Consider the following 16,454-nt stretch of genomic DNA (forward strand, 5'->3'; position numbering starts at 1 on the left):
GCCCGAGAAGTGCGCGACCAACATTGAGCCATTTTCATCGTGCGTGGCGGTCGGCTTCGACGTGGTGCAGGGCGAGGATGGCTTGCACGATCGCGGTCGCTCGGCGTGGGCAGCAGCGCAGCTTGATCAGGATTTTCCAGGTCTTGAGGGTGGCGATCGCGCGTTCGCCTCGAGCGCGGATCTTCGCGTGGGCCCGGTTGACGGCTCTCTGCCGGGATGACAGCTTCGGCCGGAAGCGGCGCCGCTTGAACGGGGTGCGCACGCTGCCGTGGGTGCCTTGATAGCCCTTGTCCGCGAAGGTCATCACGTCGGCGCTGGTCAAGGCGTCGATGATGCCGTGGGCGCGGGCGGCGGTCAGGTCGTGCGTCGAGCCGGGTAGCGCGGCCGAGGCCCAGACGAGACGTCCGGCCGCGTCGGCGATGACCTGCACGTTCACTCCGTGACGCTTGTGCTTCCCGGAGTAGTACGGCTTCTGGTTGGCGACCCGGTCGATCGGGATCAGGGTGCCGTCGAGGATCGCGTAGGCGAGCAGCCGGATCCTGGTCATGGCCGTGGCCAGGTCGCCGGCGGTCGCGGCGAGCAGGTCGATGGCCTCGCGGACATAACGCCAGGCCGTCGTGACGCCGATCTCGAATCCGACGGCCAGGCGGGCCAGGGTGTCGCCGTTGCGCAAGTGGGCAAGGGCGAGCAGGGCTTGCCGGCCGGGGGCGAGGCGTCGCCACCGGGACCGTCGCTGCTGGCGGCGGGTTCGGATGAGGGCGGCGAGGTGGTTCAGGCTGCGGGTGGACAACGGAATCGCGGCAGGGTAAGACAGCACAGCGAGGCTCCCGGTTGGGGCATCTGATCTTGGTCGATTGCTGTCTTACCGGGAGCCTCGTCCTACCTGGACACCGGCCTCCCGCACCACCCGCGACCTGCACCGTCACGATGAAAATGGCTCATGGTCTATGGACAGTCGTGTGGATGATTCTTCTATGACAGTCGACGAGTCGATCGTCGAGATTTGGGGCCCCAGGGATAATGAGTGGGAACCGCTAGGCAGTGGCTTCTTCATCGGTCCGCAGATGGTCCTCACCTGCGCACACGTCGTGAGACCGGCCCTGAGTCAGGGCAAAGACACTTACTTGCAGGTCCGGCAGGCCCGGCAGCGGCATAGGGCGGAGCTCCTGGTGGCCGACCCTGAATCCTGGGAAGGCTCACTGACGCCGCCGCCGGATCTTGCGCTACTACGCGTGTCCGGCCTACGTGGACACACCGTGCTACAGCTTGCTACAGCACGAGCAGGACTCGGCGATTCTGTCGAAGTCCACGGCTACGGGGACGATGGCAACAGGTCACCACGCGGTTTCGCCGCATGGTCAGCGGTCATGACGGCCACTGGTTACGTACCGACACGCGGTTCCCGGGGCGCCCTTAGTCTCACTGGACACCCACTCCCCAACGGTGCGTCCGGGGCAGCGGTGACTGACCGGGTAAATCACCGAGTCGTGGGCATTGTCAAGGCCCGCGACCGCGCTGGCTATGCGATCGTCACTCCGGTTCCGGTGATCCGCGCCTTCGTCGACGAGCACGTGAAACGACAGTGGCTCAGGCCGCCAACTGACCCGAAGCCGGTGGATATTCCGGTGGTCGAGTCGGCCAACGTTACTGACGTCGCTCCGACGAGCCCCGTTGTGGGAACGAGAGGGTTTGCGGACGCGCCCGCCAAGAAAGACCTTCTCGGCCGCGCAGCGATGGTAAACGTACTGACTGAGGCGCTGGACCCCACGACTGCGGACGGAGCTCTGTCTGGCGGGCCGGTCGTCATCGGTGTGGAAGGACCGTGGGGCACGGGAAAGACGACCACGATCCGCCTTGTGTATCAGGCACTCACCGCTCGCGATGCGGCTTGGTCTGCGCAACGGCGGGGCAACCAAAGTCGTTGGCAACGTCTCATCGATCGGCGACAGGCATGGCGGCTCACACCGGCGGGCGCCCATTGGCTGCTCAAGGTATGGCGCCGACCAGAAGCAGCAGCGGCGAGTAGTCCGGCAGAGGAGCGTGGCGGCCCACCTGTCGTGGCGATGTTCGAACCGTGGGCGCACCAGTCAAGCGAGCAAGTTTGGGCTGGTCTGGTGCGAGTGATCACCCACGCCGCAGTCAGCGCCATGTGTCCCAGCCGGGGAGCGCAACGACGCTATTGGCTCGCGCGCAACGCACAACGACTCGACATCACACCGTTACGTCGAGCCTTATGGCGCGGCGTATCCTCACCACTGTTGGGGCTGTCATTGTTCGCGCTAGTCGCACCTATAGCCATTCAATTCATGCGACTGAATCCGAACGTCACCCCGCTCGGGGTCGACGCCATGATCTGGGCGTGGGCAATTCCGGCCACGCTGCTGGCTGCTGGACTCGGGCACACGGGAGCCCGGTATCTGTTCGGTCGGGCGGAGGCATTCATTCCAGAGGAGTTGTTTAGCGGTCCCGTTATGAGTAACGTCCTCGCTGGAGGCACAAGCGACGCAATCCTGCGAGACCCGTTACACCACGCCCGTTCCGGGAGCCTCTACCTGGTTCAGCACGATGTCAAAGACGTCCTCGACAAACTCAACCGCAGTGGGCGGGAACTGGTCATCTTCGTTGACGACCTCGACAGATGCGCGCCGAGTGCCGCTGTTGAGGTCCTACAAGCCATCAATCTATTCCTGTCGGGATCGCTCGGCGGCGCGCGATTTGTTATCGGCTTGGACCAAACGATCGTCGCCGCTCAACTCGGGCAAATCTATGACCACATCAAGGACAGCACCGCCATCACCTTCGGCGATGACCCTGGGCCCGGATGGAGCTTCCTGCGAAAGCTGATCCAACTTCCGATCCCGCTACGGCGCCTGACCGCAGAACACCTCGACAGCTACCTCGCCGGTCTTCTCGGCCCCGTGCGATCCCAGCCCGCAAGCAGCCGACCCGACGACACCAACGACGCAAAACCGGATACTCCCGGGCAGTTCACGAGAAGTGATTCGCCGGCGCTGACCGACCCGTTGACACCGGACACTTCGACCACCGTGCAGGCAGTGCTCGACAGTCACGTCCTCGAACGCGACCCCGAGGTCCGTACAGCGCTGTGGCAACGCCTAGCTGCCGCTGATGTTTCTGGTCGGGAAACCAAGCGCCTGCTTAACGTGTGGCAGTTCAACCTTCGGATAGCGCTGTACGCACAGCCTGGTCTTCCATACCAAGCTGCGGTGCAGCTCGCATGCCGCCTCGTCGTGGCGTCGGAGATTCTGATCCGCTGGCCAGCTCTGCTGCGGCAACTCTCCATCAGCGTCGGCGGGCGTCCAGCCCTCACCGCACTTGCGGAGGTGGTAGACGACGACGTCGAATGGGGCCGCATCATCAATCGCCTGAAACTGGACAAACGCGAGTATCATGCTGCGACCCGCCGTCTACGCGCGCTTCTTACGGACAACGACGCCAAAGCGATTGCTGCCCTGACCGCCGCCCTGCTGTAGGGCAATAGATCCCGGCCGGGAGAGCCACCCACCCCGATGTCACAGCACGACCAGGTACGGCCGTTCTATCGCCTGCTGATCCCAGCCGCGGCGGCAAACGGGGCACGCAACAGCCCCGCAATCGAACATGCGTGCGATTCAGATCGTGGATCAGGTGGTCAGGGGGCCTGTCTCGCCAACGGCTCTGTCTCACTTTAGGTGGTGACGGAGGGTGGCCGGTGTCGTTGTTCCTATGTGGAGGATGTCAACAGGCTTGTACAGACGGTGTTCTCGGGGTTGTCTCCGCTGGTCATCGAGGACGTGGCCGACGAGGGTGAGCGGATCGTGGTGCGGGCCCGGACGCCGCAGGACACCGCGGTCTGTCCGAGGTGTGGGGCCTCGTCGCGACGGGTCCACGGCTATCACTGGCGGACGGTGGCGGACGTTCCGATCGACGGGCGGCGGGTGGTGGTCCGCGTGCGGGTACGGCGTCTGGTGTGCCCGACGCGCGGCTGCCGCCACACCTTCCGCGAACAGGTTCCTGGGGTGCTGGAGCGATACCAGCGCCGCACAGCCCGTCTGAACAAGCAGGTCAAAGCCGTGGTCAAGGAGTTGGCGGGCCGGGCCGGGTCGCGTTTGCTGGCGATACTCGCGGTGGGCCTGTCCCGTCACACGGCCCTGCGCGCCCTGCTGCGCATCCCGTTGCCCATCGGGCGCACGCCCCGGGTGATCGGCGTTGACGATTTCGCTCTGCGTCGGCGGCACCGCTACGCCACCGTGGTGATCGACGCCGAGACCCATGAGCGGATCGACGTGCTAACCGACCGCACCGCCGACACCCTCGAAGCGTGGCTACGCGAACATCCCGGCGTGCAGGTCGTATGCCGCGACGGCTCGGCCACCTACGCCGAGGCCATCCGCCGAGCCCTGCCAGACGCGGTGCAGGTCGCCTACAGGTGGCACCTATGGCACAACCTATGCGAAGCCGCCCGCAGCGAGGTGAAGGCGCACAGCACCTGCTGGGCTCCCGTCCTGGACGCACCCATCTACGACGGTCCCCGCGCGCAGACGACCCAGCAACGCTGGCACCAGGTCCATGACCTCCTCGGCCAAGGCGTGGGCCTGCTGGAGTGCGCCCGCCGCCTGCAGTTGGCCCTGAACACCGTCAAACGCTACGCCCGAGCCGACCGGCCCGAGCGGATGCTCCGCGTCCCCAAATACCGTGCCAGCCTCGTCGACCCCTACCGCGAACACCTACGCAAACGTCGAGCCGAGGACCCCGGCGTCGGCGTCAAGCACCTCTTCGAAGAGATCAAGAGCCTCGGCTTCACCGGCTGCCTCAACCTCCTGCACAAGTACATCAACCAAGGCCGCGCGGACGCCGACCGCAGCCACATCTCCCCACGCCGGCTCGCCCGGATGATCCTCACCAGACCCGACAACCTCAAACCCGAGCACCAAGATCTACTGGCAGGGCTCACCGCCGCCTGCCCAGAGATGACCCAACTCGCCGCCGTAGTCGCCGGCTTCGCCGAACTCCTGACGCCTCAGCCCGGAAACACCGACCGGCTCTCGCACTGGGTCCTGCAGGTTCGCGCGGTCGATCTACCTCATCTGCACGCCTTCACCAGGGGCCTGGAACGAGACCGCGACGCCGTGAACGCCGCACTCACGCTCCCCTACAGCAACGGCCCCACCGAAGGCGTCAACACCAAAACCAAACGAATCGCACGTCAAATGCACGGACGAGCAGGCTTCACCCTGCTCCGCCACCGCATCCTCCTCGGATAACAGCACCCTCCGTCACCACCGAAAGTGAGACAGGGCCAAACGAACGGTGTAACTCGGGCTGTAGACGGCTACTTGCGGCCTGCGGACAGGCGTCCTTCGAAGGCGATGTCGAAGGCGTTCAGGGCGGGTTTCCAGCGCATGGTCCACCGCCGGCGGCCCTGCCCGGTCGGGTCGCGACTCATCACGGCCAGGTAGACGCATTTGAGCGCGGCGGCCTCGTTCGGCAAGTGCCCGCGAGAGCGGACGGCGCGGCGGATGCGGGCGTTGACGCTCTCGATGGCGTTGGTGGAGCACACGACGGTACGGATCGCGGCGTCGAAGGCCAGGGACGGCACGAACTCCGCCCAGGCCTGTTGTCACAACCGGACGATCGCTGGATACTTGCCGCCCCACGCCTCGGTGAACTCGGCGAAGCGAGCCCCTGGCGGCGGCTTCGGTCGGCGCGGTGTCGACGGGACTTCGGCGGATCTGGTTGATGTAGATGCTTAGTCCCGGCGCCGTGCTACGGTGCGCCGGCGCCGGATGCTACGAAAGGTCGAGGTGCCGGACCTCGCGCCATACCTGCTTGTTGGCCTTCCATGCCTCTGCGACCCATGGTGGACGTCGGGAAGGGAACGGGCGGGGGTGCCGTTCACCCCACCACAGCAGGACCAGATGCCGTCCCCGGGCGTACTGCTGGAGCACATCGCGCCGCAGGTACAGCAGGTGACCGGTCATCCGTGGCGGGGGACCGTAGGACAGGCTCGCGGGAGCGCCCGCCTGATCGAACTGGTGGAACGCCTGTGGACCGGCGCTTAGCCGCATCGCCTGCGACAGCGACTTCGACGGGACGAGAACCGTCCCGATGCCGGTCTCGGACGGGTCGTAGCCTTGCCAGGTGATGCGGTGCGCGAGCACCTCCACCTCGACCTCGGTACCGCCGATATTCATTGACCTGCCGTACGGGTTGCCCGGCCACACCTCGTGGGCGTTGCGTGCGAAGTCCGGATGCCACGGGACCTCTCCCGCGAACGTGTAGTAGTCCTGCGGCGGCTCCGGGAACCAGTGACGCCCGGGGTAGTTCGCCTCGATGGCCGCTTCGGTGATCGCATCGGCGTCTGCCTCGGTCGCCAGCAGCGCGAACAGCATGCCCCACACGCTTCGGCCGGCTGCCTGTGCGCCGGTCTCCAGATGCCCGCCGACGGCGATCCACGGTCCTTCATGCCCGCCGAGCCGTGGAGCTTCGACCAGTTCTGGGGCTAGGTCGACGGCACCGTCGACCACCCAGTCCTCGACGAGCAGCGGACTGGTTCGCGCCCAGTCGGGCACCGTCGCCGGCAGCGGTGCCAGACGGTCGGGGAACGACGGATCGACCGGCAGGTCGGAGATGCGTTCCTGATCCGGGGAGCGCTCGCCGCCGGCTTCCATCCGCCCCGCCGTGGCGTAGAAGCCGATCCAGCTGTACTTCTTCCCGTAGCGCTCGGTGTTACCGGTCCCGCGGGACCGGGCGGCGTAGGTGGCGCTTTCGATCTGGTCGTCGATCGGGCCGAAGGTGGCCTCCCGCCAGCCCAGCGCCCAGATGATGCCTCGGATATCGGCCAGCAACTGCACGTAGCGGGGATGGTCGCGGTCGTAGTTGGCTCGGTCCTCGAGCAGGCTGCCGATGGTGTAGTTCTCGAAGTCGGGCTGCAGGGCCGCGCTGACTTCGTCACTGCGTGGGTCGCCGGCGGGCAGCGGCTCGGCGGTCGCGGGAAGGCCGAACACGGCGTCGTCCGGTGTCGGGATGCCCGCGGGCAGGGCGTCCGGCCGGAACTGGTGCGCAAACTGGATGATCCCGCGGACGTAGAGCCTGATGAGCCAGTCATCGGTGGGTCGGGTCGCGGTGGGTCCGAGCAGCGTGTCGCGCAGCTCGGTGAGTAGTTCAGGAAGAGCCGTGAGGTCCGTGGCGTTGCGCTGGTGGGCCAGTACCACGCCGTAGGCCGCCGCGACGGTGCCCTGGCCGACGTACCGGTCGTTGATCTTCAGAGCTTCGAGGGTGAGTGCGAACAACTCGTCCGGGCAGCGCCGGCCGAACCAGTACAGCGTCCGGGTAGCCTGCTCCCGCAACCTGCGCTGGGTGCTGGTCAGTAGCCACATCACCCACCGGGCGCGCAGGTGGTCCCGCTGGTCGGTCGTCTCGGCCGTGCTCCAGCGCTGCTGCAGATCGCGCAGGTCCTTGGCCAGGTCCTGCCATCGTGACCGGGCCCATTCCGTCCAGACGAGATCGCGTTGCGCGAGTTCCATCCCGCTCAGCGTGTCGTGCAGGAAGGTCGCGTTGAGCGGATGGGAGAGAGCACCCCGCAGCAGTTGCCCGCTGGTGAATAGCCGACTGTGATCGGCGCCAGGATCGCACAGGAGACTACCCAGTGCGTCGACGGTGGCCGCATCGAGGTAGCGGGCCTCGAGCGCCGTGGTCAGCGGGAGCGCACGACTGCGCAGCGGCTGCTGGACCAGGGTCCACAGTTGCTGCTGTCGGCGCCGTGGCAGCAGGCCTGCGAGGGCGGCGACGATGTCCTCGGCCAGCGGGTGTGCACCATCGCGGCCGGTGGTGAGCGCATCGATGGTGGCCGGGTCGCCGAGCCACTTTTCGACGGCTGGACGGTTCCGTGCCGCGATCAGCGAGTCCGCGATGATGTGCCCGGCCAGCTCGTCGAAACTGATGATCATGCCGAATTTGCCGGGGTGTGCGCGTATCGGCGCGCGCAGAAGAATGCCTTCCTGCTCCAGCATGCCGACCATGCTGGAGTCCCAGTGCGGATCCTGGTCGACCAGCTGCCGGAGCCGCTCGAACTCGATGCCGTTGGCGCGCCGATCCCACAGCAGGTTTCCGATCTTCGTCAGTGCTACGTGCACGTCGGCGGCGTAGACCCGGCGGTGTGCTGGAGCCAGCTGGGCGATGCGATCGGCGGCCTGGTCCAGGTATCGGTCGAAGACCGCGGTGAGCGAGCCGGGCATGGCTTCCAGGCCGACGACCTCGCGCCGGTCGGGGTTGGTCACCTCGCAGAACAGGCGCAGCGTCAACGGTTTGTCAACGACCTGTTCCGGCAGGTCAGCGTCCGTTGTGTCGATCCGGTAGTGGGCGAAATAGCGGTCGAGCGCCGGCTGTCGGTCGCTGCCGAACCCGTCGATCGTCAGCTGCCGCGTTCCCGCGGGCAGGCATTCGTCGACGAACCTCCTGCGCAGCGTCACTACCAGCAGCACGTGCGGGTAGTGGGCCAGGAGCGGCTCGACAGCGCCGAGCAGATACTTCCAGCCGCGGGGGTCCTCCGCCTCATTCAGTCCGTCGATCACGAGCGGAAGCCGCCGCTGGGCGCGTTCGCCGGCGGCATCGAGCGCGGCTAGCAGAGCCTCCATGGTCGGACAGGCCCGGCCACCGATCGACACCGTCTGCGCGAGATCGTCGAGGGTGTCCCGGGTGCCGAGCTGACGGCCGTGCAGAAAGATGCCCGCGGGACGATCGCCGCCGTCGGCGGTGAGCTGGGCGGCGAGGTGGGTCTTGCCGTTACCCGCGTCGGCAACGACCGCGACCAGCCGGACGTCAATATGGTCCGCGATCACCATGATTAGGGCGTGCGCTTTGTCCAGGTCGTCCAGCGCATTGGTCGCCGGCAGCGCCACCGCGCTGCGGGCGTTGCGCAGCTTGCGCAACAACACGCGATGCTGCGTACTTACCCGGGGAGTAGTGACGCAGCGGCTGCGGAGCGCCTGCCAGTCCGCCCGTTCGAGGTCGGCGGCCACCGCCAGGCACTGGTCACGGCTGGCGGCGAGCGTCGCGACGAACGCCTCGGTCTCGTCACGCAGAGCAGCGGGTACGTCGGCCGGTAGCCCGGCGCCCGGGATCTCGAGTGTCGATGCGGCGGCGCTGAGCTGCGTCCGCGCGCCGCGGTCGCCGAGCATCCGCTGAATGGACCGTTCGGCGTTGACCGGCTGGTGAGCTTCGGGCAGCCAGCGGAAACGGACCGGGGCGACGGCACGTGCGTGGAGTTCCCGCAGGGTTTCCCGGGTCAGGACGAGTTCACCGAAGTAGGTCTCTCGGTACAGCTGCCCCGGGCCGGCCAGATGCTCCTCGACGTTCGCGCTGGTCCACAGGGTAAGTCGCATGTTGCCGGCGATCGGCTTCAGCTCGTAGAACCAATCCTGGTCCTTCTTGGTGAGGGGATGGCGTGTCCACAGCACCCAGTCGGTCAGGCCCGGCAGATCGCGGACGGTGTCCTTGACGGCCTTCTCGATCTTGTCTCTTCGGGTGGTGCCGATCGCCCGCCCTGGCGGGAGCTCGTACCATCGGCACTGCCAGCCGAACCACCGACCCGCCTCGCCGAGCGCGCAGTCCTGGTCGAGTCTGAGATGGAACTCGATGCCAGCCTGATTGGCGGTGGCCTTGAAATCCCCGCGCGCACCGTAGTGGCGGTGCATCAGATGGCGGCAAAGCATCTCGAAGTTGTAGGTGGCGGCGCCCGGCAACCGGCCGAAGGTGTCCCAGCCGACGCTACCCATTGCGTCGCACACCGTCCTCGTCGAGGCGCTTTCCCTCCTCCGGGAAGTCGTGGGCGGAGAACATCTCGATGCGAGCGCCCTTGGTGAGGAGGATCTTGATGTAGGCCTGGACTTCGGTCTCGTCGGTACGGATCACCACCGAGTCCCCGCGTGCCACGACATTGGCGCTGTACGCCAGCTGTTCGAGTTCGGCCGGGCCGAGGCTGTGCACCTCGAGGGCTTGGAGCAGGGCGAGCATCGAATCACTGAACCGGGACGGCGGCTGGCCGTACTCGATCCTGCCGGCGTCGAGGTCGTCTTGGACGCCGGAGGCCAGCCGGTCGATGAGCTCCTTCACGGCGCCCGCCTCGCCCGCGGAGGCGAACTTGCCGACCATGACGAGGTTCATGGAGTGTTCGGAGCCGTATCCCCACCAGATCCTCACGGGGTAGCTCCGGTGGTCCGCAGGACCGACAGGGCGGCCATGACTCCGTCCTCTCCGATCGGCGATCCGCCGGCTTGGTACGAGGATCTCTTCAGGACGCCGTCGGCGGTGATGTGCGCGTAGGCGTCCAGTGGCTGCTCTCCCGGGACCGGCGCGGTCACCGGCAGCCCTTGGATGCCGGTCGCGCCGATCGTGACCGCCAGCGGTCCCCGATAGCGGTTTAGCCAGGCCCGCATCTCTGACAGGGTGGCCTGGTCGATGCCGTGCCAGCGGGCTGTGGGTTGCTGCGGGAGAAGCAGGAGTTCGCGCGCACCGGCCTGCGTCGCCACGTCGGCGACCTGGTCGAGCTCGTGCACCGTCCGCTCGTTGACCACGACATTGATGCCGAACGGCGCCACGTCCCCGACATCCGCGAGGCGGTCGAGCAACGCGCCGAACGGTCGTCCCCGTAGCCGTTCGTAAGTCTGCCCGACGCCGTCCATGCTGATCCGGATGAAGTGCACCGCGCCGACGAGCCGGGTACAGACAGAGGCCGTGAGATGGTGACCGTGACTGGTGAAAGTGACGGCGAGATCTGTCTGCGCTGCGACGAGTTGGCACATCTCGGGAAAGCCGGTGACCAGTGTCGGCTCGCCGCCGCCGAACCCGACCCCGAAACAGCCGTGCGCGTCGAGTTCCTTCGCCCACGCCACCACGGTGGCGGTGTCGTGGCGGCCTGGTGTCTTGGGCGCATAACAGTAGGAACATCGCAGGTCACACGCGTTGGTCAGGGCCACCGAGACCTGCCGCGGCGCGAGAGCGACGGACTCGTCGGTCCCCGCCTGATCGATGAATAGGTTCATCCCGGTTCGGCGATCGAACACATGCGTGCCGAGCGCGGTGCGGCGCGTCTTGATCCCGGCCCGCGCGCCAGCCGGTCCGGCCGCTCCCACGGGGGCGGTCTGCGCGGAATCTGCTGCCACCCCACCGCATCCCTTCGGAGTCCCTGCGTACGGACGATACTTGAGCGTGACGTCCGGCAGTACATTAGCCTCGGTCTTTCATTTGAGTGTGGTTGCATAGCTGGTTCCCTATGAGTCTGATTTAGGTGGTTGCTGGCGTTTTGGCGGCATGTTGAGGGCCCGGCGTGGGGCCGGGTTCCTCCGCGTCGGCTGGTAGCGGTGTGGGGCTGCGGGGTCAGCCGGTGGGTCGGGGTAACGCGGCGAGAGCGGTGAATGCGCTGGTCAATGCGTCGGTCCAGGGCCAGTCGTTGGCGATAGCGAGCCGGGTTCGGCGGGCGGTGCGGGTGATCCGGGCTGCGACGTGTAGCAGCCGGTAGCGCAGTTTCTTGGGCTCAGCGGTGGCGAGGTCACTGTCGAGCAGCAGATTCTGTGTCCAGGCGAGCAGGTCGATGCCGGTCAGCGCGAGTTGGAGCCAGGCATGGTTGATCGCGAACAGTCGGGACGGGAACCGGCCGAAGCCGGTGTCTTTCCCGGTGCGGATGCGGTCTTCGATCCGGGCGTGAGCCCGGTGGCGGGCTTCCAGGAACTGGATGCTGCCGGTGCCGGGCGGGGTGTCGGTGGCGACGATTTGGTGCTGCCAACCCTCGACGGTGTCGAACAGCGACAGCTGGGCACCGGGGTGCGGGCGTTCCCGGCGGACCAGGAAGCGGGTGCCCTCAGGCCAGCCGCCGGCGTCGAACAGGCCGCTGATCTCGCAAACTTCGGCGTGTTCGCGCAGTTCACCGTCGGTGTCGACGGCGGGGATCCAACCAGTTGCGGCCCGGATCGCCTCGCGTATGGGTTCGGTGATCGCGGCGCCGACCGAGAACCGGATATCGAGGTGCTGGTCCCGCAGGCTGCGGATGTGGGCGAGGAACTCGTGACTGGACCCGGCAGCGTCGGCGCGGAGCAGGATCGGCGTGCCGTGCCGGTAGGCGTCGGGGATCTGGGCGAGGGCCTGGGCGAGGGCGTGGTCGAGGACGGTGATGTGGTCGGCGGTGGTGTTGGAACCGGCCCTGCCCTCGCGCAGCAGCCCGGCGAGAGCTTCTCCGGTGTTGTCCAGGAAACACAGCAACGGGTGGTAGCCGAAGGTCTTCTTCCAGGTGCGGGTCGCCGCTTCCTTCTCCGAGTGGCAGATCACGATGGTCGCGTCGATGTCCAGGACCAGGCCGTCGACCAGCTGGCCGGCGACCGCAGGCTGCGGCAGGTGACCGCGGACCTCGGCGTACTGGGCCCAGACGACCTTCCGAGCTCGGGCCCGCGCCACACGCAGTTGCGCCAACAGCGTCTCGTCGAGTCGTGACAACAGTCGCCAGGCCGTGGGGGCGGAGGCGACCGGCCCGAACAGAGCCGCTTGGTCACGCAGCACGGCCAAGTCAGCGATGGCCTCACCGCCATCGGCGATCATCACCGCAGATCGACAGCGATCCGGCCCGGATCATGACCGCTGCGACGCTGCCGCAGACCCGCCATGGCCTCACTGAACGCGCTGGTCAACCCGGTGGCATCGGCGAGATCAGCGAGCAGCCGGGCACCGGCATGACCGACCACGCCCCGCCCGTCTCCAGTCACGATGATCTTCGGACGTGTTGCGGTAGCCTTCACCCTGCAAGTGCCTTCCGTGGCGGGACTATGGGACCTTCGACAAGCCCTATTTTCCCTGATCAGAAGGCACTTCTTCGTTCTCGGTCCACTCCTTGGACAACCCTTAACGAAGGGCTGAGGCTAGCACTGCGGCCACGAGGTCGGGATCGTCTAACTGGAGGCGCTTGAGCGTCGCGGCTTCCTGCGGCATGCCGTCCGTGGACCCCACGCCATGGCTGTCCGCCCGTCCGTCGCGCAACACCGGGCGGTCGCGGCGCTACCCCGAAATCCGCCGAGAGGTTGGCTGCCCGACGACGCGCCTGCCCCCGCCCGCAAGGAGGTGTTTCCACCCGGAGCCGCCCCGACGTCCTGCGGGCGCAGAACGCTATCGTGCAAAGAACGATGCGGAGCCTGAAAGGCCAGCTCGACCTCGCATCGCGAACAACCAGCGACTCCCGATCGGGAACCATCGGCTCCGGCAAGAACTGGAGGCTTGGGCCAGGGTCACGAGGATTCTTGCCAGGAAAGCCGCCCAGATTCCCTCCCGGGTCGGGCGGCTATTGCTGGTGTCCAAGGTGGAGGCGAGCCGTATTAGCAAGAGGTACGGGTTGAATGATTCCACCTCGGTCGTAAACGCTGCTAACGCGAAGGTTTCGGCACGAGTACGGAATCATCCAACACTTTGGGGCAATTGTCATCCACTACGGAATGTGAGCCATGATAGATTCCGAAGCCTCGTACACGCGGGCTCGTCAGATGGTCCAGCAGGCCCGTCAGGACAGCGACGTGGACGCCCTATGCCGGGCCGTACACTCGCTGGCGGCACTGGTCAATCCCGGCACCGCTCCCCCCGCTCACGTCGCCACCGTGGGGACGGCGTGGTATTTGCTCTTCGAGGCGACCGGGGAGCCGGCGCCGATGCGGGCGGCCGAACAGGCGTATCGGACAGCGCTCGACCGCGCGGCCGACTCGGCTCCCCCGATCTGGCGCTCCCATCTCGGAATGTGCCTGCTCCGGACGAGCGAACGTACGGGACGCCACGGTGTCCTCGAGGAAGCGCTGCAGCTGCTTCGGTCGGCCGCCGGCGACCTCGACGCGGATGCGCCCGGCTACTTCGCGGCCCAGGCCAACCTGGGCCTCGGCCTACTGCGCACGATGGAACACACGAGCCGGATCGACTTGCTGCCGGAGGCTGTAACGGCGCATCGCGCCGCTGCCGACGCCGTCCCCGATAGACCAGACGCCGCAGCACAGATCCTCAGCAATTTGACCAACACACTGATGTACGCCTGGGACCACACTGGCGCGCGAAAGTACCTCACCGAGGCGCTCGAAACGGCGCGGGCAGCCGTCGCGCTCGTGCCGCCCGACCATCCGGCCGTGCCGGGCTGCCTCGCGGCACTAGGCCGTGTGCTCACCGCCCTGGCGCAGGCGACCGGCGACCAAAAGCCGCTGCTCGAGGCGATTCACCGGTTGCACTACTGCCTGCGGGACCTGCGGTCGAACGATCCGGACCGTCCGCTCTGGCTTAGCTGGTTCGCCACCAGCTGCCGGGTGCTGTTCACCCGTACGGGCGATGTCGTCGCGCTCGACGAGACGATCGGGGCTAGGCGTGAGGCGGTCCGGCTGCTCCCCGACGACCATCCAGACCTCCCGGCATATCGGGGAAACCTGGCGATCGCCCTGCGGAACCGCTACGACGCGATCGCGGACACCGCGGCGCTCGACGAGTCTGTGCGGTTGCTGCGGGACGTGGTCGCGCAGTCCCCACCCGACGGTCCGGAGCACTCTCGTCATCAGGCGGATCTCGCCAACTCGCTGCACCGCATGGGAGTCAGCACCGCAGACCCGGACGTGTTGGACGAGGCCGCCGAGTTGCTGAGAATCGCCGCCGACACGACGATGCTTGGTCGTCCGGAGCGCCTCATGCACCTCGCGAACCTGGGTTCGGTGCTGCTCAGCGCGGCGACGTTGACACGTGAACCGGCTGCGCTGTCCCGTGCGATCGCCGTGCTGGGCGACGCGGTTGGCGCGGCGGGACCGGAGGACCCGGAACTCGCTGAGGCGCTGCTGAACCTCGGCCGGGCGCATGAACTAGGGCACCAACGCACCGGAGAGCGGGATGCGCAGGAAGAAGCCGCCCGCGCGTACGAACGGCTGGTTTCCACCCAGGAGGCGCCAGCTCAGTCGCGTGCCCTCGCTGCGCAGGCCCTCGGGCACCTGCGGTTACGCGCCGGCGACAACCGTGCGGCACTTGACCGGTTCGCCCGCGCGATCGACCTGCTCGACCTAGTCGCAGGGCCTGGCCTGGGCCGGGACGACCAAGAACGCCTGCTCGGGCGGTTCCCAGCCCTCGCCACGACCGCAGCTGCCTGCGCGATTGAGCTCGGCGACCTGGACACCGCAGTCGAAGTGTTGGAACGCGGCCGTGGCGTCATGATCGCCCAGGCGCTGGGCGCCACAGCCGGAACTGACCAGGTGCGCCGGCACGTGCCCGAACTCGCGGATCGTCTCGACGCGCTGCACAGGCTGCTGGAATCGGGCGAGCGGGAAGGCTCCCCAGCTGTCGGGAGCCGGCACAGCATCGTGCTGGAGCGTGACGCCGTACTCGCGGAGATCCGCGCCACTGCCCAGCTCAAGGACTTCCTGCGTGCGCCGCGGGCGGCCGCGCTGCGCGCAGGGCTCGGTGACCGGACAGTGGTGATCGTCAACGTTGCACCGCAGCGGTGTGACGCGTTGGTCCTGACGTCCACGGCCACCCGACTTGTTCCGCTGCCGGGTCTCACCATGGGTGATGTCGCCGGGCACGCGTCGGGCCTGTCGGATATCACTGACGAGCGTCTGCTGGAGACGCTGGCCTGGCTCTGGGACGTCGTGATCGGACCTGTGCTCGCCCGGTGCGGGCAGATCGGTGTGCCTATGCGGCTCTGGTGGATGCCGACCGGTCCGTTGTCCTTCCTTCCCCTGCATGCTGCCGGGCACCATCGCGCTGGAGAGGGCACGGCTAGGTCAGCCTTACACCAAGTGGTCAGCTCGTACGCCACGACGCTACGCAGTCTCGGGTCCGGCGCACCGCGCCCGGTAAGCAGTCCGCTAACCGTGGCCGTCCCGCAGAGCGAGGATGATCTCGCATTGCCGGGGGCACGACGGGAGGCGGACATCGTCGCCCGGCACCTCGGCGATGCCACCGTCGCGGTCGCCGCAGAGAGAGCGACCCGGCAACGGGTTCTCGATCTGCTCGCCGAAGCGGACTGGGCGCACTTCGCCTGCCACGCGACCACGGATCTGGCTCGCCCATCGGACAGTCATCTTTCGCTACACGACGGCCCACTGCGCGTCCGTGACCTCTTCGCGCTCCGGATCGCGACGACGCGAACAAGGTCGCTCGCCTACCTATCTGCCTGCTCGACCGCGCGAGGCGGTCCCAGTCTTCCTGACGAGAACATCCATCTCGCCTCAGCACTGCAATGGGCCGGGTTTGCGGACGTCATAGCGACGTTCTGGCCTGTGCCGGACCCCGTGGCGGTTCGCGCCGCCGACCGTGTATATGCGCACATGCGGGGCGCGACCCCGGCCCGGGCGCTGCAGGCGACCGTCTCGGAGCTCTATGACAGGTACCCGGAGTGGCCGACGGCTTGGGCGGCCCACCTGCACCTGGGTGCCGACCATCCCGCCCGCTTCGGATGATCC

7 protein-coding genes and 3 pseudogenes are annotated in these 16,454 nt (G+C 67.2%); 4 read left to right on the top strand and 6 right to left on the bottom strand.

Translation table 11 applies throughout. The annotated features are described in order from the left end of the window. Nucleotides 1-34 precede the first annotated feature (34 nt). Nucleotides 35-817: a transposase family protein gene (locus ACQVFL_RS20305; protein ID WP_431727345.1), complete on the bottom strand. Its 783-nt coding sequence runs from the start codon at nucleotides 815-817 to the stop codon at nucleotides 35-37. Nucleotides 818-974: 157 nt separating this feature from the next. On the opposite strand from ACQVFL_RS20305, the pseudogene ACQVFL_RS20310 reads away from it, so the two are divergent. From ACQVFL_RS20310 to ACQVFL_RS20320, 3 genes and pseudogenes are all read left to right on the top strand, one after another. Next, nucleotides 975-1,484: pseudogene (locus tag ACQVFL_RS20310) on the top strand (S1 family peptidase); the annotation flags it as partial. Between the two features lie 3 nt (nucleotides 1,485-1,487). Beyond that, entirely contained in the window at nucleotides 1,488-3,494 is a 2,007-nt protein-coding gene (locus tag ACQVFL_RS20315) for a KAP family P-loop NTPase fold protein (protein ID WP_431729858.1), read from the top strand. A 234-nt stretch (nucleotides 3,495-3,728) separates the two neighbouring features. Continuing rightward, the gene (locus ACQVFL_RS20320; RefSeq protein ID WP_431727346.1) at nucleotides 3,729-5,264 is read left to right on the top strand and encodes an ISL3 family transposase; all 1,536 of its coding nucleotides are present in this window, start codon (nucleotides 3,729-3,731) and stop codon (nucleotides 5,262-5,264) included. A gap of 68 nt (nucleotides 5,265-5,332) precedes the next feature. On the opposite strand, the pseudogene ACQVFL_RS20325 reads toward ACQVFL_RS20320, so the two are convergent. The 5 genes and pseudogenes from ACQVFL_RS20325 to ACQVFL_RS20345 form a co-directional block, all read right to left on the bottom strand. Then, nucleotides 5,333-5,720, bottom strand: a pseudogene (locus tag ACQVFL_RS20325) (transposase); the annotation flags it as partial. Between the two features lie 69 nt (nucleotides 5,721-5,789). Then, nucleotides 5,790-9,776 carry a hypothetical protein gene (locus ACQVFL_RS20330; protein ID WP_431727347.1) on the bottom strand — a complete coding sequence of 1,329 codons (3,987 nt, stop codon included), beginning with the start codon at nucleotides 9,774-9,776 and terminating at the stop codon, nucleotides 5,790-5,792. Next, nucleotides 9,769-10,200, bottom strand: a complete 432-nt coding sequence (locus ACQVFL_RS20335) for a DUF6375 family protein (protein ID WP_431727348.1) — start codon at nucleotides 10,198-10,200, stop codon at nucleotides 9,769-9,771. The genes ACQVFL_RS20330 and ACQVFL_RS20335 overlap by 8 nt, the downstream gene beginning before the upstream one ends. Next, nucleotides 10,197-11,162, bottom strand: coding sequence for a radical SAM protein (locus ACQVFL_RS20340; protein WP_431727349.1), 966 nt, complete (start codon nucleotides 11,160-11,162; stop codon nucleotides 10,197-10,199). The genes ACQVFL_RS20335 and ACQVFL_RS20340 overlap by 4 nt, the downstream gene beginning before the upstream one ends. Before the next feature lie 214 nt (nucleotides 11,163-11,376). Further along, nucleotides 11,377-12,785: pseudogene (locus ACQVFL_RS20345) on the bottom strand (IS1380 family transposase). A 735-nt stretch (nucleotides 12,786-13,520) separates the two neighbouring features. Between ACQVFL_RS20345 and ACQVFL_RS20350 the strand changes: the two are divergent. After that, nucleotides 13,521-16,451, top strand: a complete 2,931-nt coding sequence (locus ACQVFL_RS20350; protein ID WP_431727350.1) for a CHAT domain-containing protein — start codon at nucleotides 13,521-13,523, stop codon at nucleotides 16,449-16,451. Nucleotides 16,452-16,454: the final 3 nt, after the last annotated feature.

The sequence above is a fragment of the Verrucosispora sp. TAA-831 genome (genome assembly GCF_050780145.1).
GTDB lineage: Bacteria > Actinomycetota > Actinomycetes > Mycobacteriales > Micromonosporaceae > Micromonospora.